This is a genomic window from Alicyclobacillus sp. SP_1, assembly GCF_024706985.1.
In the GTDB taxonomy this organism is placed as follows: domain Bacteria; phylum Bacillota; class Bacilli; order Alicyclobacillales; family Alicyclobacillaceae; genus Alicyclobacillus_I.
The window spans coordinates 1-20,965 of record NZ_JAMCCX010000011.1; the positions used below are offsets into that span (position 1 = coordinate 1).

The 20,965-nt window shown below is 49.9% G+C and carries 29 protein-coding genes; 3 read left to right on the top strand and 26 right to left on the bottom strand.

Annotated elements, in window-relative coordinates; translation table 11 throughout:
* Positions 1–236: 236 nt before the first annotated feature.
* Positions 237–1,616, bottom strand: a complete 1,380-nt coding sequence (locus M4I36_RS01945) for a UvrD-helicase domain-containing protein (protein WP_258109950.1) — start codon at positions 1,614–1,616, stop codon at positions 237–239.
* A gap of 159 nt (positions 1,617–1,775) precedes the next feature.
* Here M4I36_RS01945 and M4I36_RS01950 point away from each other — a divergent pair, with 159 nt between their 5' ends.
* On the top strand, positions 1,776–2,468 hold the full coding sequence (locus tag M4I36_RS01950; RefSeq protein ID WP_258109951.1) for a metallophosphoesterase: 693 nt from the start codon (positions 1,776–1,778) through the stop codon (positions 2,466–2,468).
* Here the strand turns inward: M4I36_RS01950 and M4I36_RS01955 are convergent.
* The gene (locus M4I36_RS01955) at positions 2,465–3,205 is read right to left on the bottom strand and encodes a class I SAM-dependent methyltransferase (RefSeq protein ID WP_258109952.1); all 741 of its coding nucleotides are present in this window, start codon (positions 3,203–3,205) and stop codon (positions 2,465–2,467) included. The genes M4I36_RS01950 and M4I36_RS01955 overlap by 4 nt on opposite strands.
* 102 nt (positions 3,206–3,307) lie before the next feature.
* Positions 3,308–4,015, bottom strand: a complete 708-nt coding sequence (locus M4I36_RS01960) for a S1C family serine protease (protein ID WP_258109954.1) — start codon at positions 4,013–4,015, stop codon at positions 3,308–3,310.
* A 397-nt stretch (positions 4,016–4,412) separates the two neighbouring features.
* On the opposite strand from M4I36_RS01960, the gene M4I36_RS01965 reads away from it, so the two are divergent.
* On the top strand, positions 4,413–4,637 hold the full coding sequence (locus tag M4I36_RS01965) for a YuzB family protein (protein WP_258109955.1): 225 nt from the start codon (positions 4,413–4,415) through the stop codon (positions 4,635–4,637).
* A 58-nt stretch (positions 4,638–4,695) separates the two neighbouring features.
* Here the strand turns inward: M4I36_RS01965 and M4I36_RS01970 are convergent, their stop codons facing one another.
* From M4I36_RS01970 to M4I36_RS01980, 3 genes are all read right to left on the bottom strand, one after another.
* Positions 4,696–5,505, bottom strand: coding sequence for a DUF2797 domain-containing protein (locus M4I36_RS01970; RefSeq protein ID WP_258109956.1), 810 nt, complete (start codon positions 5,503–5,505; stop codon positions 4,696–4,698).
* Between the two features lie 18 nt (positions 5,506–5,523).
* Complete coding sequence (locus M4I36_RS01975; protein WP_258109957.1) at positions 5,524–5,889, bottom strand: hypothetical protein; 366 nt, start codon at positions 5,887–5,889, stop codon at positions 5,524–5,526.
* Positions 5,890–6,119: 230 nt separating this feature from the next.
* Entirely contained in the window at positions 6,120–6,803 is a 684-nt protein-coding gene (locus tag M4I36_RS01980) for a Sir2 family NAD-dependent protein deacetylase (RefSeq protein WP_308660957.1), read from the bottom strand.
* A gap of 111 nt (positions 6,804–6,914) precedes the next feature.
* On the opposite strand from M4I36_RS01980, the gene M4I36_RS01985 reads away from it, so the two are divergent.
* A complete protein-coding gene (locus tag M4I36_RS01985) occupies positions 6,915–7,325 on the top strand; it encodes a helix-turn-helix domain-containing protein (protein ID WP_258109958.1) in 411 nt (136 codons plus the stop codon).
* Positions 7,326–7,333: 8 nt separating this feature from the next.
* Here M4I36_RS01985 and M4I36_RS01990 read toward each other — a convergent pair whose 3' ends face one another.
* The 20 genes from M4I36_RS01990 to spoIIAA form a co-directional block, all read right to left on the bottom strand.
* A complete protein-coding gene (locus tag M4I36_RS01990) occupies positions 7,334–7,504 on the bottom strand; it encodes a hypothetical protein (protein WP_258109959.1) in 171 nt (56 codons plus the stop codon).
* A 76-nt stretch (positions 7,505–7,580) separates the two neighbouring features.
* Positions 7,581–9,317: a cell wall metabolism sensor histidine kinase WalK gene (locus M4I36_RS01995; RefSeq protein ID WP_258109960.1), complete on the bottom strand. Its 1,737-nt coding sequence runs from the start codon at positions 9,315–9,317 to the stop codon at positions 7,581–7,583.
* Positions 9,314–10,021 carry a response regulator transcription factor gene (locus M4I36_RS02000; protein WP_258109961.1) on the bottom strand — a complete coding sequence of 236 codons (708 nt, stop codon included), beginning with the start codon at positions 10,019–10,021 and terminating at the stop codon, positions 9,314–9,316. Before M4I36_RS02000 ends, M4I36_RS01995 begins: the two co-directional genes overlap by 4 nt.
* A 98-nt stretch (positions 10,022–10,119) precedes the next feature.
* On the bottom strand, positions 10,120–10,986 hold the full coding sequence (locus tag M4I36_RS02005) for a pseudouridine synthase (RefSeq protein WP_258109962.1): 867 nt from the start codon (positions 10,984–10,986) through the stop codon (positions 10,120–10,122).
* Between the two features lie 92 nt (positions 10,987–11,078).
* Entirely contained in the window at positions 11,079–11,621 is a 543-nt protein-coding gene (locus M4I36_RS02010) for a spore maturation protein (protein ID WP_258109963.1), read from the bottom strand.
* Complete coding sequence (locus M4I36_RS02015; protein ID WP_258109964.1) at positions 11,621–12,211, bottom strand: nucleoside recognition domain-containing protein; 591 nt, start codon at positions 12,209–12,211, stop codon at positions 11,621–11,623. Before M4I36_RS02015 ends, M4I36_RS02010 begins: the two co-directional genes overlap by 1 nt.
* A gap of 175 nt (positions 12,212–12,386) precedes the next feature.
* Positions 12,387–12,812 (bottom strand): GerW family sporulation protein, encoded by a 426-nt coding sequence (ytfJ, locus tag M4I36_RS02020; protein WP_258109965.1) that lies wholly within the window; start codon positions 12,810–12,812, stop codon positions 12,387–12,389.
* Positions 12,813–13,445, bottom strand: coding sequence for a DUF2953 domain-containing protein (locus M4I36_RS02025; RefSeq protein WP_258109966.1), 633 nt, complete (start codon positions 13,443–13,445; stop codon positions 12,813–12,815).
* A gap of 66 nt (positions 13,446–13,511) precedes the next feature.
* On the bottom strand, positions 13,512–14,078 hold the full coding sequence (gene scpB / locus M4I36_RS02030) for an SMC-Scp complex subunit ScpB (RefSeq protein WP_258109967.1): 567 nt from the start codon (positions 14,076–14,078) through the stop codon (positions 13,512–13,514).
* Between the two features lie 8 nt (positions 14,079–14,086).
* Positions 14,087–14,860, bottom strand: coding sequence for a segregation and condensation protein A (locus M4I36_RS02035; RefSeq protein ID WP_258109968.1), 774 nt, complete (start codon positions 14,858–14,860; stop codon positions 14,087–14,089).
* A 39-nt stretch (positions 14,861–14,899) separates the two neighbouring features.
* A complete protein-coding gene (locus M4I36_RS02040) occupies positions 14,900–15,523 on the bottom strand; it encodes a site-2 protease family protein (RefSeq protein ID WP_258109969.1) in 624 nt (207 codons plus the stop codon).
* A gap of 83 nt (positions 15,524–15,606) precedes the next feature.
* Positions 15,607–16,401 carry a spermidine synthase gene (locus M4I36_RS02045; RefSeq protein ID WP_258109970.1) on the bottom strand — a complete coding sequence of 265 codons (795 nt, stop codon included), beginning with the start codon at positions 16,399–16,401 and terminating at the stop codon, positions 15,607–15,609.
* Positions 16,402–16,489: 88 nt separating this feature from the next.
* Positions 16,490–16,627: a hypothetical protein gene (locus M4I36_RS02050; protein WP_258109972.1), complete on the bottom strand. Its 138-nt coding sequence runs from the start codon at positions 16,625–16,627 to the stop codon at positions 16,490–16,492.
* Positions 16,628–16,691: 64 nt separating this feature from the next.
* Positions 16,692–17,294: a stage V sporulation protein AE gene (locus M4I36_RS02055; RefSeq protein ID WP_258109973.1), complete on the bottom strand. Its 603-nt coding sequence runs from the start codon at positions 17,292–17,294 to the stop codon at positions 16,692–16,694.
* Complete coding sequence (spoVAE, locus tag M4I36_RS02060) at positions 17,291–17,650, bottom strand: stage V sporulation protein AE (protein ID WP_258109974.1); 360 nt, start codon at positions 17,648–17,650, stop codon at positions 17,291–17,293. The genes M4I36_RS02055 and spoVAE overlap by 4 nt, the downstream gene beginning before the upstream one ends.
* Positions 17,650–18,669 carry a stage V sporulation protein AD gene (gene spoVAD / locus M4I36_RS02065; RefSeq protein WP_258109975.1) on the bottom strand — a complete coding sequence of 340 codons (1,020 nt, stop codon included), beginning with the start codon at positions 18,667–18,669 and terminating at the stop codon, positions 17,650–17,652. Before spoVAD ends, spoVAE begins: the two co-directional genes overlap by 1 nt.
* 13 nt (positions 18,670–18,682) lie before the next feature.
* Entirely contained in the window at positions 18,683–19,150 is a 468-nt protein-coding gene (gene spoVAC / locus M4I36_RS02070) for a stage V sporulation protein AC (protein WP_374985206.1), read from the bottom strand.
* 172 nt (positions 19,151–19,322) lie between these two features.
* A complete protein-coding gene (gene sigF / locus M4I36_RS02075; protein WP_258110067.1) occupies positions 19,323–20,078 on the bottom strand; it encodes an RNA polymerase sporulation sigma factor SigF in 756 nt (251 codons plus the stop codon).
* Positions 20,079–20,091: 13 nt separating this feature from the next.
* Positions 20,092–20,562, bottom strand: a complete 471-nt coding sequence (gene spoIIAB, locus M4I36_RS02080) for an anti-sigma F factor (protein WP_308660959.1) — start codon at positions 20,560–20,562, stop codon at positions 20,092–20,094.
* Between the two features lies 1 nt (position 20,563).
* Complete coding sequence (spoIIAA, locus tag M4I36_RS02085; protein ID WP_258109977.1) at positions 20,564–20,911, bottom strand: anti-sigma F factor antagonist; 348 nt, start codon at positions 20,909–20,911, stop codon at positions 20,564–20,566.
* Between the last annotated feature and the right edge of the window lie 54 nt (positions 20,912–20,965).

The following is a 20,965-nucleotide window of genomic DNA, read 5'->3' on the forward strand; positions in this document are numbered from 1 at the left end:
GCCCCGCTCCGTGGTGAAGCGACAGCGACTATCTTACCTCGCCCTCGCTCCTTTTGCAAGTCTTTCTCCCGACTTTTTTGCTCTGTCACGGATTTTGGGGCAAACAAACTGGTAAACGCCTTCTCTCGCTCGTCAAAGCCAACGGCGCAAAGCGCGCCAATACACTTAAAGACAAAATCAACATCAGGCGCTAGCCGGGGACGCAGTCTCTCATTGACACGCGCTAGGAGTCACGCCTATCCGCGTAGATTGGACGACAGTTGCGACTTTCTTGTGAACTCTATCTTCGATTCGGACAAAAAACAGAGGCTGCGAACGCAGAGTGTCTTATAGAACTTGGGAACGAGAATGTAGAGACAGACTCTGGCCCTCGTACAAGCGACAAAGAATAACCGCCGCTCTTCCGAACTTTCTGTACTCTCGGTGCTTCGATCTCGCAAATAAGGGCTATTAGCTACGGCACCAAGAATAATGACAACATCCCATTCTTGACCTTTCGCTTCGTGAAAAGTTCGAAATTCAAGTGAATGAACGCGACCGTCATATGCCTTCCGAAATGATGTGTGTCTCAGGTATATCTGAAGTATCGGAAGCAATTGTTGGCGAGTACGAGCTAGTACGGCGATGGACGTTTCAGTCCCACGCAAATAGTATTCCACGAGGAACCTGATTGTTTCAATTTCATCTGCTTCATCCCGAACTCGAATCGCCTGGGCGACTCCTGTCTCCAAACGAACCGGACGCATGGTTTTTGGCGCGCGGTCGACATTGTACTGAATAAGGGTTGATGCCACCTCGCAAATCGTTCTGGCAGACCGGAAATTTGTTTGTAGATAATGTCGAGTCGCTAGAGGTACATAGGACTCGAAGTTCACTAACCATTCACTGGATGCCCCGCGAAACGAGTAAATAGACTGGTCATCATCCCCTACAACATACATCCGCGCAGATGAATTCGAGCGAATTCGCTCGAATATTCTCCACTGCAGTGCGTTCGTATCTTGAAATTCATCCACCAACATCAATCGGACGTTTTGGAACTCTAAAGGCAGGCCGTGGCTTTCGAGGATGCGGAGGAATTCCAGCACAATGTCATCAAAGTCCCACCTCTTTTCTGCGACCTTCAGTTGCTCATATCGGTGAAACGCACGGACGTAGGGTGAATCATCGACAGCAACGGGAAAGGTACTCTTAAGACGAGTCACCTCGGCTAAAAAGTTCTGGATTACCCGTGGACCCGTGGAATTCTCCGAGAATGCTTCGGACACTGCTTGTTTTGCAAGTTGGTACTGCTCACTGGACTTCAGTAGCACAGGAATGTCTGGCATTTTCCGCAGTAACGAATGAAATAACTGGCTGTGAAAAGTGCCGAGGTGAAGCTTGTCCAATTGGGTCCCTAACTCTGGGTGCTGTTCCAACAACCTTTTTCCGAGTTGGGTTGCCGATTTGCGTGTAAACGTCAGTGACATGATGTGCTCCGGCTCGATGTCGCGCGTTACAAGTTGCCTAGCCATGTACTCCGTTAAAACCGTCGTTTTCCCGCTTCCAGGTCCTGCAAACACAACCATGTCTCGAATCGGTTCCTCGAGCACACGCAGTTGTTCCTCGGTCCACATCGACGAACCTCCTCATGAAAAAGATTCACACTGAGCATCGCCTAGATGCGATGTCACGTCGAATACGCACTGGAGAAGTTGTACGACAATGCGTAAAATAATTGAAATAAGGCGATCTTGCATCACTTACATCACGCGATATCAGGAAGGAAGCGAGACGTGCGTTACTTTGCAATTGCCGACCTTCATTTATCTTTTTCAAATCCCAAACCTATGAATTTGTTCGGTGAGCTCTGGGACAATCACGAACTAAAAATCAAACACACGTGGACTGATATGGTGCGTGAGGAGGATGTCGTTTTTATAGCTGGAGACATTTCTTGGGCGATGACTCTGTCAGACGCTATGAGGGATATAGAATGGATTGCTCAATTGCCTGGACAAAAAGTGATCATTCGCGGCAATCACGACTATTGGTGGAGCGGTATTAGCAAAATGCGCTCGTTGTTACCGCCCGGAGTTCACGCCTTGCAAAACGATGCCATCGGTTTTGGAGATGTGGTTGTTTGCGGTTCCCGTGGCTGGCAGTTGCCGAGTCATCCCAGCTTTACGGGAGAAGACGAACGTCTCTACTCCCGGGAACTGGAACGACTGCGACTGTCTCTGGTCTATGCCGACTCTCTTCCCCACAAGACAAAAGTCGTGTTGCTGCACTATCCTCCGCTGTCTGCTGACGGGAATGAAACGGCGATGACAAGATTGTTGGAACAATACGGGGTGTCTCTTTGCGTCTATGGCCACCTTCACGCACATGCACATCGCCACGCATATGTCGGTCGCCTTCACGGCATACAATATCAACTTGTCAGCGCCGATTATGTCAATTTTCACCCTATGTTACTTCCCATTTAACCTGCGTCTCGAGACAATTCGCAGCAGAATACTGCACAGTTCATCAAATGAGCATTCTCTTGCATCCATTTCCCATTTTCCTGAACTACTTTTAGAATGTCTGGAGTGAGCACAGCGTTGTCCGAATTTGGTTGGTTCGATCCGCTCTGAATTTGTGCCATATCGACCATGGCACGATGGAGTGGCTGCATTCGGATGACCTGCACCGTGTCAAAACCAGCCGCGTAAAATTGCTTCAACCACGCCTTCTTATCGAGTACAGAAACTGCCCCATAGACGCGCCGTACTTCGGCACGCCAAGCCGCGTCGACTGGTGCACCGAGTACCATCTCCACGTCGACAAAGCGTCCCGGCCTCCTGAGTACTCGACCCACCTCGCGTAATGCGGAAACTGGATTGACGAACGCCAACACACTTTCACACACCACCAAGTCAAATTGGCGGGACTTAAACGGAAGTTTCTCAATATCCGCGACTTCCATTTGTATGTCTAGTCCTCTACTCTGCGCTCGATTTTGGCACCGGTCCACCATGTCACGGCGAACGTCCACGGCGGTCACCTGACAGCCAAATTGCTCGCGCAGTTGGCAGGCAGTCCATCCTGTCCCACAACCCACGTCGAGCACACTCCAGGTTGAGTCGGGACGGACAGTATCCAGCCACAACTGAGTCATCTGCTGTCCGCCCGGATGTGCGTTCGACACATTGAGGGCCGCCAAGGTATCTTGATAGCTCACGGTCATAGTCTTCTCCCTTTGTTTGCCGACGTAGCAGAAAAGCACTAGCGATGATAGACAAGGACGCGACACGAAACTAACTGGCTGTAAAAGAGACCATGTTCAGTCAGGCAATAGGTTCTTTAGCGTCTTTCGGATAATGTTGGCCGAGATTGCGAAACCAATGCCCTGTGAACTTTGTGATACTGCAGTGTTCATTCCCACCACACGCCCATTCAAGTCAACAAGTGGTCCTCCACTGTTTCCTCGATTAATCGCGGCATCGGTTTGGATGAGACTTTCATATTTCCTACTACCAATCGTCAAAGGTCGATCTTTTGCACTGACAATTCCAACAGTCACAGTATTGTCCAAGCCAAGAGGTGAGCCCATCGCGATGACCCACTGGCCTACGTCCACTTCACCATCGTCCGTCAAGCTGAGAATCGTGTAGGGCCCCTTCAATTCACGACTGCGGAGGATGGCAATGTCCTTTTCGGAATCCGCTGCAACTACATACGCTGGAACCGACGATTTTGAATTCATCGGTCGCAGCATGACACGAGATGCTCCCTGAATGACATGTTCGTTCGTCACGATGTATCCACGCGGATGAATCATGAAACCCGTTCCAATATTGACGCTTCGGTAGGGGCGATCCGGTTGAACGTTGAAGGGTCCGAACAGTGGAAATCCACGGGTGGGCTCGTTTTGAATAACCTCTATCCCATAAACAGCTTTTTGGTAGCGTTTAATGAGAGGAACAAAATCTGGGATGACATGGCTGGTTTTAGGTTGTCTGGAACCCACGGCTGAACGGCGTCTCTGCATGGTAAATCACCTCACTCGTCGGTAGCGAGTCGCTAACGGATCGTATGAGATGACGCATGGCACTGTGATAAGCACATCTCGTGCTCAAAGGCTATAGGCATGGGTGGAATTTAGTGTGGAAAATGATATCGGACGACGAAACGGCCGCGTCTTGTTCGCAAGACTTGCACGGTGCACGAAGGTGCACCAAACAAGATGGAATCGTCTCGGACCTGATTCGCTACAAACGTTGCAACAGACTTAGACCGGAACAAGTGAGGTTGGTAAATCCACGACATTCTAATCCCTCCGGGCTTAAGATGTCCTGGAGAGCAGAATGTTATGAACGCACACAAAGCGTTGTGGTTTGGAAACTGCAAACGGCACCATGATACACTCATACGGAGGAGGCATGTTTATGTTCAATGCACCACTCGTAGAAATCTGCGAATCTAATCGCGCCAATGATGCGTTGCTGGAGGCGATGGAGGCAGGGGGGAAAATCACATTGTTACGCTACGACTGCATGGGGCACTGTCTAACATGCCGAGACGAAGCTTATATGTTGCTCGACGGGGAGATGATCAGCGCCCCCACGTTAAAGAGTTTGTTGGAGCAACTGGACTTACTACTGCGAACATAGATGAACTGCCTTGTCGAGTTCTACCGACAAGGCTCGCGCTAATGAACGCTCAAAAAATTTATAGCGTAAGAGTCACTTCATACCCCGAAAACTTCTTCAGATTAAAAACACCGCTGTCGAAAATGAGATATTGACCTTTCAATCCCACTAAAGTTCCTTCGGGGCCGGGGTTTTTGTCTAAAGATAAGGAGACGACTTTCTCCAGTGAATATTCTGCGGATGGATACGTGAAGGTGTGCACCGGAGACTCAGGTAGCGCCATCCCGTATTCTGACATTTCTGTGGAAATGCGCTCCAATGCATAGTGGCGCATCTTCTCCAGTTCCGCATAATCAGCTTCTCGCGACTTCAACATGCCTCGCCAATTTGTTTTATCGGCAATCGCTGTTGTAAGCGAATGCTCGATGATACCTGCATTCCGCCTTGTTTGGGTCTTCGCCAGCAAGACGGCAGCCATGGCACCTTGGTCAACCCAGCGTGTCAACTCTCGACCAGCGCGCGTCACCCCCACTTTCACGGAACTCGTGTAGGAAAGATAGACATAGTGAGGGATGAAACAATGCGTGTCTGCATAAGCGTTGTCTCGACAAGTTCCCAAGTGATGGTGACATATTTCTGGTTTCACGATGCAGAGGTCACATTCGGCCAAAGTTTGCACACAAGGAAAGCAGTACCCATTTTGGTATAGTTTATTGACGGAACGTCCACAAGCAACACAGAATTTACGGCCCGTGTGCGCCATAGTCAGGTGTGTCGAGAGGTATGTATTTAAACCTATCGTGTGTCCGTCGAGCGATAGCTGATAGGATACAGGAACGGACGGCTCATGATTCAGTCCGTTTAATACACCAATGATTGTCTGAGCCAATCTGCTGCCTTCTTCCCATTACCGAGTATCGTGGCCCTGCTGCCCGAATGGCTGTGGCCCAGAGGGCAACCCCTCAAATTCCAATAACCAACCGGAACCTGACTCAAATACTACCACCTCAATAGATTCATCCATCATCAATAGGTGAAACAAGTTCATATCCGTTTTGAAATATGGGCTGAGGTGTTCATCGTGAAGGCGCAATGCCAGCACTCGATGACGTTCTTGTAAGGGAACAGGAATCCCATTGTGACCCTCAAAATCCTGTCTATCCGACCGCGACTTCCACAAGTTTCGCGAAACATTGGCTTTTAGAAACTCGTAGAGTGCTCGAATGGTTTTCGATTTGCGACTCTGTTCACTCACATATCCGTAGTTCGACAATATCCGTCCTCCATATCAAACAGATGCGACCACATTCAAAAAAACACACCAATATGTACCATCGCCCCCTTTGGTAAACCAACCGGATTAGGGGGCGACAGGAAAAGAGGATATGGGAAAGTCTGAAATCATTATAACCAAGTTGACGCTGATATGAAATAGGTAAATCCTAGTTTTCACTAGAATGAAAGACTCCAAAATAATTATCGATTGTTAAAAATTTGTCGAAATTATTCTAAAAGTGTTTGGAATAGTTGGGGTATAATGGTCTCACTTCTTTCGTTCACCCAAATCACGTTGGCAGTGTTTTGGTGAGCCAGATGAGGGAGCGAACGCAGAGGCGCTGCGTCTAGTTCTGTGCCGACAACCAACAATAAGTCAGCTCGGCCGACTTCGTCTACTGCCCAAGCAAAATGACGTACGGGCTCTCCTACAAAAACATATCCAGGCCGAAGAATAGTGGAACATCGCGGGCACAGGGGTATTGTAGGTTGAGCGAAGGATGCAGGAAAGGTGGTATGACAGTCATTACAGAACAGACGACTCAAGTTGCCGTGCAGTTCAATCAGGTGTGACGTACCGGCGTCTCTATGCAACTCGTCAACGTTTTGGGTGATGACCGTAAACCGTGCTCTGGCAATTGCGTCGTGAGCGGGATTGGGAATCGCCCGCCGCCACCAGTCTAGTATCATCCAGTAATCCTCAAAAAATTCTGTCGGGCAGTTACGCCAGAATTTATATTCGAACAATTTGTGAATACTAGTTTTTCTGATTTTATCGAAATTCATTGGAAGTCCACTCGCCGCGCTGATACCAGCTCCGGAGATAACAATAGGAAACCGCGCCGTGGCAATCATTTTGTGCACAGATTTCAAATTAGCTCTCCAGTTACTTCGGTTTATTTCGTAGATCATTGTCTCGTCTCACTCACTCATAACTTTAATTTTATTTTTGATTGATACTTTACAAGAGGCCGGGAATTTAATATATTGTTTGTGCATTGTAGAAATCAAACCATTGGAGGAATGAAATTGCAAGATTGCCTTGGCACAAGAATCAGAAGGTTACGTCAAGACCGCCACTGGTCTCAACAGGAATTGTCTATGAGGGCCGGGATATCCACACCTCACATCTCGTCCATCGAGCGCAACAAACGACAACCCTCGTTGGAGTACGCCAAACGCATGGCAGATGCACTAGGAGTGCCGCTCACAGCACTCAGCGACGACTCTAAAGATTTGCGCACACCGAAGCTCAAACGCTCACCAGAAGAATGGCCCTTGTCTATGCAAAACTTCATTCTCAATGAAGAGGCAGAGCCATACTTAGAGGCAGCTCAGCAACTCAGCAATCTACCGAAACAAGAATCTGACTTCGTGTCTCTCATTATCGAGTTGTTGACACAAAAGTATAAGTACAACTCTCGGTCTATGTGACACATCTCTCACCACAGTATTTTAACGCCATAGCGACCTCGCTGCGTTCGAAACACTCCCACGTAGCGAGGAGGTTTTACTGGTACCACAGCGTAAGGATAACCATCCTCTAGACGAGCGGCCAAACAACTGGCTTGAAATCGACTGTCCATTAATTTCAACACGTATACCCAAGCCATAAATAAGGTCTCCACCCTTTCGAGTTCTTATCCTGTTTGATATGCTTTCTGTCTATTCGTGTCTTCTCATTCGGCATTAAAGCTGCTTTCTGAGTGGAATGACAATGGTAAAACTCGTGCCCCTTTCGGGAACACTGTCGGCTACGATGTCTCCGCCGTGAGCCATGACGATGTGTCTGGCGATGGCCAATCCTAGTCCGGTCCCGCTCGAACCGCGCGTTCTGGCCTTGTCTGCCTTATAGAAACGCTCAAAGATAAACGGTAGGTCCTCTGCCGGAACGCCCGTCCCAGTATCGCTCACCTCGAAGTGGACGTGCTGAGCACCCTGCGCGACAGAAAGTGCCACACGTCCAGCATGAGTGTGACGAAACGCATTGTCCAACAAGTTCGTAAACACTTGCTCCAATCTATCCTCATCCGCTTCAAACAAAATGGGATGTTTTTCGACTTGAACTACAAACTCAATGCTTTTGTCTGCGGCGATGGCATAAAACTTGCGAGAAATTCTCCGTATGAACGCATTAGCTTCTACCGGCGCAAAATTCATTTGAAACTGCCCGGACTCCAAAGAGGCGAGATTTAGCAAGTCATTGACCAGTCGCTTCATGCGCAATGTCTCTTCGTGAATGATATTCATTAATTCTCGACGCGACTGAGGGTCTTCGTCAATGTCGTCTAAGAGTGCCTCAGAATAACCTTGCAACATGCTGAGCGGTGTTCTCAATTCGTGCGAAACATTGGCCAGAAAGTCTTTTCTCAATCGGTCCATCTGCCGCTCATCCGTGACATCGCGCAAGACAATGAGGACTCCGCGAATGGTATTGCCACCGGGTTCCCGAAGGGGTGTAACGACAACCGTTATGTTGCGATTTTGCCAAACCATCTCCCGAGCCATCGATTCGCCTCGGTCTTGCACGGTGTAGAGCAGGCTTTGCAAGTATTCTGGGAGCTGGGAGGTGTCGATAACCCCCCTCTCCGATAAAGACATTTGGCGCAGGATGCGAAGTGCCGGTAGATTCGCCAAGGTCAGCCCGCCATCAGCATTGGTCGCTAGTACCCCATCCTGTAGAGACTCTAAGATGCTGGTTAGTTGGTCTCGCTCAACGGAGAGCGCATGGATTGTTTTACTGAGTTCGCCTGCCAGAGCATTAAATGTAGTGCCGAGCCTCCCCACTTCATCGCTTGTTACAACATTGACCCGCGATTCGAAATTTCCGTCGGCCATTCGCTCTGCCGCTTGGTTCATTTCAATCAGAGGTCTTGACAAGTTTTTTGAGACAACAAAAGCCAACCCTGTCGTGAGAACCACGCCGAGCAACATGTCAAAGAGAATCAAATTTCTCATGTTGGTCAAAGGACTGTCCAACACGCTCGTCTTTTGCCGAATGGCGAGCATTCCCAAAGACGTTCCGTTACTTTTTAAACGGATGTAGACCGCTATCTCAGGAGTGCCATGGATCGTCTGATGCAGAGACACGGGGAGACCCGTCGCGAATTCTCGGCGCTGAACGGGGTTAAAGGATTCGTAGGCACTTCTTTCGGTAAGACGAGTGTCTAAATTAGGGGCATATGAAACATCTGCATCTTGAACCTTTTTTAGAAACAGTTGCATAAGTTCTGGTGTTAACGACTCTCGCTTTGTCTGATAGGACTGAGACAACACGACCGCCCATTTGGTCAGAGTCGAAGTCTGTTGTTGTTGAACAAAATTCGCAAAAAACTGTTGTAAAAGAATTGCCAGTAGCGCAAGTACCACCACAACCATACCTACGATAGTTATCCAAAGCTTGGATACAATGCTATTCCGAATCAATTGGTGACCTCAAATTTGTAGCCTACGCCCCACACCGTTACAATATAATGACTTACTGGTTCAGAGATTTGGCCAAGTTTTTCTCGCAAGCGCTTCACGTGCGTATCAACGGTCCTCTGGTCTCCGTAAAACTGATAATTCCAGACATCTCTCAGCAACTCTTCGCGACTGAACACTTTGTCTGGGCGCTGTGCCATGTAAACGAGCAAATCAAACTCTTTAGGCGTCAGACTGACGTCTTCTTTATCGACTTCTACCCGTCGCGATTCAATGTGAATGACCAGTCCAGGAAACGCGAGGGATTGTTGCATGTCTGCACGAAAGAATTCAGTCTCTCCAGAGCGCTTGAGAAGAGCCTTTACGCGCATGACCAATTCCCTCGGAGAGAAAGGCTTGACCACATAGTCGTCTGCACCCAGCTCAAAACCGTGAACGCGACTCATTTCATCGCCAGCAGCCGTCAACATCATAATCGGTGTCTCTGCATGCTGACGAATTTGCGCACAGACGTCCCTCCCGTCCATTTCCGGAAGCATCAAATCCAGGATAATGAGAGAGAGGGGTTCTATGAGCGCAATGTCTAAAGCATCTTTTCCGTTCTCTGCTTCTAATACTTCAAATCCGCTTCTCTCCATGTACATTCTTACAAGACGTCGGATTCGCTCTTCGTCATCCACTATTAGAATTCGCGGCTTATGAGGCACTTTCGATTCTCATCTCCTCCGTGGTGCGTCTCTTTTCTAGTTTCATTATGCCGTGATGCGTGGCACGCATCAACCATTATTCTCCGCTCTTCCACAGATCAAAATTTGCTTCGTGGGCGCGTACGTTGGCGAAGATTCCGCGAGTTGGACGGCAGCGTGCCTGTGTCGTCACTCAATGGGTTCTTCTTTGCAATCTCTTCTTCGCGTGAATGTTTGGACACGGTCATTCTGCTCGGGTATGGTGGGACCTCCATCTTGGCCGTCTGATATAAGGTCTTCCATTCTTCTAGAGAAAGAAAACGCCATTGCCCCACGGCGAGACCTTCTAGAGATAGCGGGCCAAACTCAATACGCTTCAAGCGTTTCACTGGAAGGTCAAGCGCTTCAAACATTCGCCTGACTTGGCGATTGCGGCCTTCGTAAATCCGGAGATCAACGACAGACTCACGCGGGTGTTGGCGAAGGGCGGAAACCTCTGCTGGCGCAGTTCGACCGTCTTCTAAATCAATACCTTCAGAAAGTTGGCGCAAAATGGGCTTATCCACCATGCCGAGCACCGTAGCTCTATATAATTTTCCCACATGTTGACTCGGATGCAAAAGACGATTGGTTAATTCACCATCATTCGTCAATAGAAGAAGGCCACTAGTGTCATAATCCAACCGCCCGACCGGGTATACACGACAAGAAAGTCCCTCCAAGGAATCCATGACGGTCTTTCGGCCCTCTGGATCTGTGACCGACGAAATACGAGAAGTTGGTTTGTGCAGTATAAGGCACACCTTGTCTTCCCGTTGAATCGGTTGACCATCGACTTCAATGACTTGGTTTTCGATGTCCACTTTGACACCAAGTTCACGGACTACAACTCCATCAACGCGAACTCGACCATCAGTTATCAGCTCTTCGCATTTTCTTCGCGAAGCGATTCCCGCAGATGCCATTACTTTTTGAAGACGTTCCATACAAACCGCTCCAGTTCATCGAGACATGCGCCCATTATATCTCCTTGACAGGGTTTGTCCAGTTTGCATGGTCGCGAACGAGTTCGGAGATGTTAGAGACCATGGCCCATGAATACATACACGGCTAAGACACTCGCCAAGACAGCGACCAAATCCGCCAAGAGTCCGACAGACAAAGCGTAGCGGAAATTCCGGATGCCTACGCTGCCAAAATATACGGTCAAAATATAGAGCGTGGTATCTGTGCTCGCTTGCATGGTCGAAGCCAGTAGTCCCAAAGCACTGTCGGGTCCATGTTTTTTAAAAACATCAATCATCAATGCCAAACTGCCTTGACCGCTGATGGGTCGCAGTAAACCAAGAGGAGCTACTTCTGGAGGGATATGAAACAGATGGAGCACCGGAGTCATCCAGTGAATGACGGCAGCCATGGCACCAGAGACACGAAACACTTGCACCGCCACCATCATCGCCACTAAATGCGGAATCAACCGCACGGCAGTCCCGAAACCCGATTTTGCGCCGTCGATAAATGTGTTGTAGAGTGGAATGCGGCGCACGAAGCCCGTAATAAGGATGGTGGCTACGAGAATCGGCAACAACCACTCCGACACATGGATCAGAGTGGATTGCATCAGACTCTCCTCCGTTTCGAGAACGCTCGGAATAGCCGATCAAAACAAAGCGCAGCCACCGTCCCGATGGCCGTCGCTAAAATGGTCGGTCCAATGACTGAAGTCGGATGGGCAGAGTGCATCTGCATTCGAACAGCAATGACCGTGGTAGGAATGAGAGTAATGCTCGCCGTGTTGACCGCCAAAAATGTGCACATGGCGTCAGAGGCCACGTCTTTGTTTGGATTGAGTGTCTGAAGTTCTTTCATAGCCCGCAGCCCTAAAGGAGTTGCAGCATTGCCAATACCAAGGATATTGGCACTCATATTCGCAAGAATGGCACCCATGGCGGGGTGATCTACGGGCACTGAAGGAAACAGGCGGCGCGCCACCGGACGCAACACCCGCGACAGGAGCGAAATGGCGCCAGATTTCTCAGCTATGTTCATCAGTCCCATCCACAAGACAATGACACTGATGAGTCCAATACAAAGTTCGACACCTGTCGCCGCGCCCGACAAAATCCCTTCGGAGACTTGCGGCATTCTTCCTGTAAAGAGGGCAGTTGCAATCCCCGTGACAAACAACAACAGCCAGATCAGGTCGATCACGCTAGCACCTCCCACAAAAGCATGTCCTGCTTTTGAAGGTATGCTGTTACGTGAACGTACATTCCCAAGAATGCAGCCTTACATTCCGAAGAACGCAACCTTATCTTTCGACGAATCCAACCATGCGTACATTCCGAAGAACGCAACCTTACATTCCGAAGAATCCAGATTTTCTTCAGTTGGGCCCGGGTGAGGACTCCGCACTCGAACCTTTGTGTCCATTGCCTTTAAAGAGAGATTGAATCTTGTCCATGACCATCGGCGCCATGTCCATCAGACGATCGTACAACTGATTTTCGTTATCTGTTGAAAGTAGTCGGACTTGATTGCCGTGAACAATGAGAAACCCAATCGGAGTTATCGATACTCCTCCGCCCGAGCCACCGCCAAAAGGATGGGTGTCTTCGCCAGACCCAGAATGGCCCCCAGCTATGGAAAACTCACTTCCACCCGCTGCAAACCCAAAACCCACCTTAGAGATGGGGAGTATCACGGTGCCGTCCGGGGTTTCAACGGGATCGCCAATTATGGTGTTGACATCCACCATCTCCCGGATATTGGCCATGGCTGTCTGCATCAGGCCTTGAATCGGATGCTCCATCTAGAGGTTCCTCCTTCGCCACACGCGTAAAAAGCGAATTACCGCAATGATAGCGTGTCCGGCTGTGATAGAAAATATGCTGTCCGCCTTAACCTCGAATACCTTCTGCTGATAGGTCGGTGTGACTTCTAATTCAGGCATATTCCCAAAAGTGAACACATGCGTCAGCATTCCTACACCCGTTCCTAGAGCAATCCACAGTCCACCAGACAACACAGCCGTGCTGGCAGCGTCACCAGTTCCAATCAAAATCTGACAGCGAACGGTACGAATTCGCAAGTGCTGACGCGTAAACGCGAAGAGTGGACGAAAGTTCATCGCCAAGTCGTACCAGTCGGTAAGATGTTGAAAGAATGACCAAATGTCTTTGGTGGTGACCGTCTTGTTGTTCGATTGTTCGTCCGAACGGCCTTGATGCTCAAGTTGTACGCTCGGGCCGCTCTCCGTGACGGCCGGCCGAACAGCCAGTAGCTCTCCATGTAACTTTACGAGCCCGAACAGGTAGGTCAGCGTATAATTGGCCGAGTCATCCCGACCCATGCGCTGAAACTGAATGCTGCCTACCACTGGCATAGAGAGGAGAAGCGCCAGCAAACACAGTCCTGCAAAGGAAATGACTATCGTCTGTAGCATGCCCTGGTCCCTCCGCCCGACAGACCGCTTTTCCCCCCTACTGTCTCCAGTATCCTTCGTGTCTATTCAATCTCGAGGCAATGCGGATTCCTGTTCGAAGAGCACCAGCTTTTCCGCTTGCGGTTCTTCCGGCAATTCGGGCAGGTCTGCTAGAGACAGCAATCCAAAGGTCTGCAAAAAATGGTCGGTCGTCCCGTATAAAATTGGGCGCCCCGGAGCATTCTCGCGCCCGACTTCGGCGATGAGCTGCCGATAAAGAAGTGTCTGTAACGCACGGTCCGAGTGCACACCGCGTATCGACTCAATTTTGCTGCGCGTAATCGGTTGTCGATACGCAACAATCGCCAGTGTTTCTAATGCAGCTGGAGACAGCGTGGTCGAGGTCGAGGATTCCGTCATTCGATGCAAGTAGTGTGCGTGTTCCGCTCGGGTGCTCAATTGCCAAACTCCCGCAACTTCAAGCAGCTGAATGCCAGACTCGCGGGTTGACAGATGCTGTCGTAGTTCATCGCAGAGAGCCACGACTTCATGCGGCGGAACCTGCAGTATTCCGGCTAATTCTTGAGTCGACAGTCCGTCTGTCCCAGCAGCAAACAGGACAGCCTCTAGAGCGGGTACAATCTGCAACAACATGACTTGTCTCACCCTTTATCATGATGCTCCGCGGGCATCGATTCTGACACGACATCTTTCTCGGTATAGATAACTTCAATATCTGACAGCGGATGTGGCTGGATGCACTGGACGATTTGGTCTTTCATAAGCTCCAACAAGACAAGAAACGTTGCGACCAGTTCTGACCTCGTGTTGGCACTCTGCAGCAAGTCAAAAAAGAAACAGCGTCCATAGCGACGAAGGCGTTCCAGCAAATTTCGAGAAACATCCTCCATTCGCAAAACCGCCGTTCGAATTTCCGCCGCGGTAGTCTCTTTAGGCAAACGCCGGTATATCGCACGAAAAGCATCCACCAAATTCCATACACTAACAGCCACTAAAGGGGTTGGACCGACGGACGCATACGGAGATAAATCCATCGGCTGGCGCGTGAACAGCAAAGCACGTTCCATCGCTCGCTCACGCAGAACCTCTGCACTGACCTTTATCTGCTCGTATTCCAACAACTGCTTGACTAAGTCCGTTCGAGGATCTTCCTCCGTCGTATCGACATCGGTTGCCTTTTGGGGCAACAACATTCTGCTCTTGATAGAGAGTAGCGTCGCGGCCATGACCACAAAATCGCTCGCAACCTCTAAGTAGGTCTCCTGCATCGTCGACAGATAAGCCATGTATTGATGCGTAACTTCTGCAATTGGAATATCATGTATGTCCATTTCTTGCTTGCGAATGAGGTGAAGCAACAGGTCGAGCGGACCCGTGAAATGTGGCAATTGAATCGCATAGTCTGGCTCGTCCAACGTGTTCAGCACCTCGCAGGTACAATGTGATTCTCAAGACTACGGTGCTATACCAAACAAGCGAGACAAACTTCCCGTAACTGCTTGAATCCAGGGAATGTAGATGGAACTCATCACGCCCGGAATCAAGACCAGTAACAACAAGATAAAGGGCCCGTAGACATCCATAGGAGTGAAAAAACGCTCCGCAGAAGGAGGAAAGATATTTCTCAAGATTCTTGAGCCATCCAGCGGTGGAATAGGAATCAAATTAAAGAGGAATAGACTGACGTTGATATAAACGCCGATGTAGACCACTTCACCGCCAAACGAATACGGGCTGAGCGGTGTAAAACGCAAAACCAACAAGCAGAGCACCGCCAAAATAAAGTTAGAGATGGGACCTGCCGCAGCAACCGCAATGATGCCTGCCCGCCGCCAGCGAAGTGCCGTCGGATTGAAAGGAACAGGTTTTGCAAAGCCGATGGGGCCGAATAAGATGAGCAATATGCCAAGAAGCTGAAGATGAGAGAGAGGATTGAGCGTCAAACGACCGTTTCTGCGAGCCGTCTTGTCCCCTAACAAATCTGCAGCAAGAGCATGGCTAAATTCGTGAATCACCAAGCTGGCGAGAATGACGAAAATTTGAATGATGTATAGTGGGTCCGTAAAATTCCCAAACACATAGCTGTCCCCCTACGCGGTTGATTATACCGAATGGATGAAAAATTGGTCAAGAAAAGGAATACTGGACGGTACATAGACCTTCATCGTCGTTGCGAAAAAGGGTGAGTTTTCGTATAGACACGGCCGCGCAGAGACCATATCTTTCGTTCGACGGCGCTCTTCCAGCGGCACGAGCCATTGCGCGTGTGAAGAGCAGTCAGGGTCAGCGGATGATTCGCGCATGATAGAATGTAGAGCGTGTTTTGTTCTATGAGCGGCGCGCCTACAGGCAGAACGTGCACGTAAGAAAAAAGTCGCGAGGAATCTTCCACAAATCGGCGCAGTGGCCCTCGCGGCGGAAAATAACCGATGAGATTGAAAATCGCGTAACCATTCGGAGTAAGTCGTTCCCGCAAAGCAGTTAGGAAAGAGTGGCGGAGAATCGTTGGGTGCATGGAATTGGCAAGATACACATCGACAAACGTCAAATCATACACTGATTTCGATTGTTGAAGAAAGACAAAAGCATCGTTCACAAAATAGGCAGCTTGCTCTTGTGTCGGTGCTCCAAATAAAGTGATGGCTTTCTGAATCACGTCTTGTCGAATATCCACCCCAGTCAACGTTGCGAACGGAAACTGATGTTGAACACTTCTGAGCGCTGTGCCAGTCCCCACACCCAGTGACAAGAAATCCGTAACAGGTCGGTCCAGCGACTCAAGTATGAATTGAAAAGCGCGCTGATAGGCAAACACGGGACTCAAGGGATGTTTCAAATTAAGGGCACCTTGCCAACCACCGTGATCCCCAAAGCGCAAGTATCGTATATGTCGTCGCTCCACCACATCTGGACTCGGTATGTATAAAGATGGCGGCCGCACATTATTTTGATCCACGCGACACTCCCCCTCTCTTCCAGCCCTGAAGACCAGTATAGGCTGGAGAGAGGATGCTCGCAAAGCAGATACAGCACTCGTCGCCTCATCAAGACAATGCGGCGCTGGGCTGCCGACGCCAAAAACGGCTTAAGTGTGGCCAGACCGGGCGCACCACGCCAATGAACGTTTGAAACATGCCAAAGTATCGAAACAGGCGAGGAAGGAACATCAACATAGAGATCATCGGTTCACCTCCTAGAATCCTTGCTACAACATATGCCTCCGTTTCCCTGGGGTTGTGGGCTCTTTTAACGCGACTCCTGTAATCCAACTTTGCCGCGCTTTAAAATGGCCTGAATGGCTGCCGTCGATATGGGGCTACCACGCTCTGGCGCATCCCGCCCATTCATTTTCCCGATGTCACCGACTCCAACAATGACCGGGATGGTGTACCGCTCCAAAATGTCCACGGTGTCTCCGCACAAGATATAGCCAGCAACGGGCTCTCCCTCTTTGTCGACCGCTGTCTGCACCAACTGTCCACCAGCCGTAATAGAAAAATCGACAGCGGTTCCGACGGCGCCCTCGGTGTGGGAAGCAACTGCCACAACACCGATGACGTCCATTTGAGGATGCGTCAGCAAAACACTCAGTGCTTGTTCGGCGTGACTCTGAGAAGCATCCCCATTGTCGTCAAACATGACGATAACCGGGTCGTACCGGGCGCTCTGAATCAGTTCGACTAACTCCACACCACCCAGTGGCGTGGGATTGCCGGCACTGCGTGAAATGAGGCGGCACCCGGTTCTTCGCGCTGCCATTTGGAGCGCCCGCCGTGCCAAACTGTCTCCGTCCGTCACGACAATCACCCTGCGCCGACCGCCACCATCGTTTTTACGATCCGCTGTCATCCGCGTGGCCTGGACAATGCCGCCGCCAAGAAACCGAAGACGATGGCTGCCGAAATGCCTGCACTCGTCACCTCAAAAATTCCCGTGATGATCCCAATCAAACCGTGCGTTTTCGCTTCCAACAGAGCGCCATGTACGAGCGCATTGCCAAAGGATGTGATGGGAACGGTGGCACCTGCACCAGCAAAGCGGATGAGTGGATCGTACAACCCTAAACCATCCAAAATCGCTCCGCTCACGACGAGAATCACCATAATGTGACCAGGCGTGAGTTTTGTGAAGTCTAAAATGAGTTGACCAACGGCGCAAATTCCACCTCCCACCAAGAATGCGAATAAGAATATCCACGGACTCATCAGGAGCTTGCCTCCTTTCGCTCGAGGACGATGGCGTGGGATATGCCAGGAATCGATTGGCCTTGTTGTGCGCTGACGGAGGAAAGGAGAGCACCGGTGGCACTGACGAGAATTCGTCGATATTTGCCTTGCTTTAACTCGTGCAGCAGATAACCGAACGTGACGAGTGAACAACAGGCGCCGCCACTTCCGCCGGAAAATACTTCGGATTGGTGTGGCGAATAGATGAGCATACCGCAGTCCGTCAGTTGAGTTAAATGAGAAAACCCGCGCTCTTCGAGCATTTCGCGTAAAATCTGATGACCAATGTGGCCGAGATCTCCGGTGGCTATGCAGTCGTAATCGGCTGGAGATCGACCCGTATCGGCGAAATGCCTAACCAGTGTATCCAACGCTGCAGGTGCCATGGCCGCACCCATTTCCCATGGACTGGTCACTCCGAAGTCGACAATTCGACCGATGGTCGCATGCGTCATCACGATGTCCTGAGGACTTCCACCAAGCACGGCCACTCCCGAACCGGAAACCGTCCGCTGAGCAGTTGGCGGTTTTTGCACCCCATATTCGGTCGGATATCGAAATTGACGCTCGGCAGCGCTCGTGTGGCTAGACGTTCCTGCAACGGCATACTCCGCGTAGCCATGTTCCACCAACATACCAGCGATAATCAGTGCTTCACAAATGGTCGCGCATGCACTATAGACACCCAACATCGGAATTGGCATTTCTTTCAAGCCCATGTAAAAGGAAGTCAACTGTGCGCTCAAGTCGCCTCCGACGACCATCCCGACTTGTTCCGGTCGCAGGTCTGCTTTTTGCAACGCAACTTCAGTAGCCTGCTGAAAGAACAGTTGCTCGCTCTTTTCCCATGTCTCTCCGTTTAGGCGGTCATTAGTATGTTTCACATCAAAGAAACTCTGCAGTGGTCCCTCACTTTCCAATTGACCAGCCACAGTTCCAACGGCGCGAAGTGCAATAGGACGTTCAAAGGACCAAGATTGTCGGCCTAACTTTGTCACCACGAATCTCTCCTCATGCCACATGAACCACCAGGTAGTGTATCAGGGACACGAAAAATGCAGCTACCACGCCATAAGTGATGACGGGGCCAGCTAATTTAAACATGTTCCCACCAATTCCCGAGACAAGACCCTCGGAGCGATGTTCCATGGCAGCAGATGCAATGGTATTGGCAAAACCAGTCACCGGAACGGCTGAACCGGCACCCGCCCAACTCGCGAATTTATCGTACACTCCCAGAGCCGTCAGAGTGGCCGATGCAAAGATGAGTACGGCTACCGTTGGGTTACCCGAATCTTGAATGGAGAAGTGTGCAAATCGATAAAAACACCATTGCACCACTTGTCCGATTTCACAAATTAGTCCTCCAATCAAAAAGGCGCGAACCGTATTGAGGAAAATCGGTCTCGCTGGTCGGTGATTCTTGATTTTTGCTTGGTACTGAGTTCGCTCGTCTCGAGTTGCGGTCGTCACGCACATACCTCCCCTGTCATTCCCTGTACGTATTGTGTCCGGTTTGTCAGCCCGACACGCATCTTTGTCGTGGTAAAAAAATACTCGCTGAAGTGTTTTCACTTCAGCGAGTATTTCATCGGTCGATCCGGCGCTGTTTACTCCAGTTGCTGACGGATTGGTTGTGGATGCGATGTGTTTACTCGAGTTGCTGACGAATTTGTTGCAGAATGCGCTTTTCCAATCGCGACACCTGAACTTGGGAAATTCCGAGAAGACTCGCCACATCCGATTGTGTCTTGTCTCGGAAAAAGCGCATATAAACGATAAATCGTTCGCGTTCCGGCAATCGATTCAAGACTTCATGTAACGCCAGGCGGTCAAACCATTCGGAGTTCTCCTCGTCTGCAATTTGGTCCATGAGATAAATCGGATCGCCATCGTTTTCGAAGACCGTCTCATGAATCGAGGCTGGAGTCCGAAGCGCCTCTTGCGCAAAGACGACTTCCGACGGCTCTAAGTCCATCTCTTTGGCCAATTCCGCAATATGCGGTTGCCTGCCCAAAGTTTTTGCCAATTCATCGCGTACATGCCGGATTTTTTTTGCAGTTTCCTTTAAGCTTCGGCTCACTTTGACGGTACTGTCGTCACGCAGAAAGCGCTGGATTTCACCAATAATCATCGGCACAGCATAGGTCGAAAATTTCACGTCGTAGCTCAAATCAAACTTGTCGATGGCCTTCATGAGTCCAATGCATCCAATCTGGAATAAGTCTTCTGGGTCATACCCCCGATTGAGAAAACGTTGAACCACAGCCCACACCAAACGCTGATTACCGAGCACCAGCGTGTCTCGAGACGCTGTGTCTCCGGACTGACTGCAATGAATGAGGTGACGAACCTCTTCGTCAGACAGTTTCACTCTCTTTTGAGATGTATCCTTCGACTGTTCCATCATGTCTATTCCCCTATGACGGTTGCTGGGAAGGGTCATCTCCCACAGTTTTCACCAGTGTCACGCGTGTACCACAGCCTGGGGACGATTCGAGCTCCATCAAATCCATGAATGTTTCCATGATGGTCATCCCCATTCCACTACGTTCCAAATCCGGTCTGGACGTATAAAGAGGCTGGCGAGCCACAGAAATATCTTCGATTCCTGCACCATCATCTTCTATGGTGATTTTTACGGTATGGTCGAGAATGGAACACTCTATACGTACTTCTCCAAACGAATTTTCGTAGCCGTGAATGATGGCGTTGGTAACAGCTTCCGAAACTGCGGTCTTAATCTCCGTCAATTCCTCCAAAGTTGGGTCCAACTGTGCGACAAAAGAGGCCACGGCAACTCGTGCAAATGATTCATTCTCAGACTTGCTCGGAAACTGCAGGCGAATATAATTTTCCACAGCAACGGACGGACTCACCCGGCTTGACAAGTCACAACACCCCTTTCACGTGCGCCAAAGCTTCTCGTTCGGATGGAAACACGGGAAGAACTCTGTATACGCCCGACATTTTCAAAATTTTCTCTAACGATGGATTGATTTCACACAAGGCCATCGCGCCGCGCATCTCTTTTAGCTTCTTGTATCTTCCTAGAATCAATCCGATCCCGCTGCTATCCATGAAATCGATGCTCGCAAAAGACATGACGAGTGCTCGGTATCCCCCCAGGGTGAGGGCTTTCTCTACTTCGCTTCGGATGCTTTCAACGGAATGATGGTCTAAGTCTCCGTGCAGCCTTACCACCAACACTTCCTGATGCACCAATGTTTCTACACTCAATTGAACTCTTCCTTTCGCCAGCAGGTTTCAAGTCTACGTATTCGAATCGCGAGA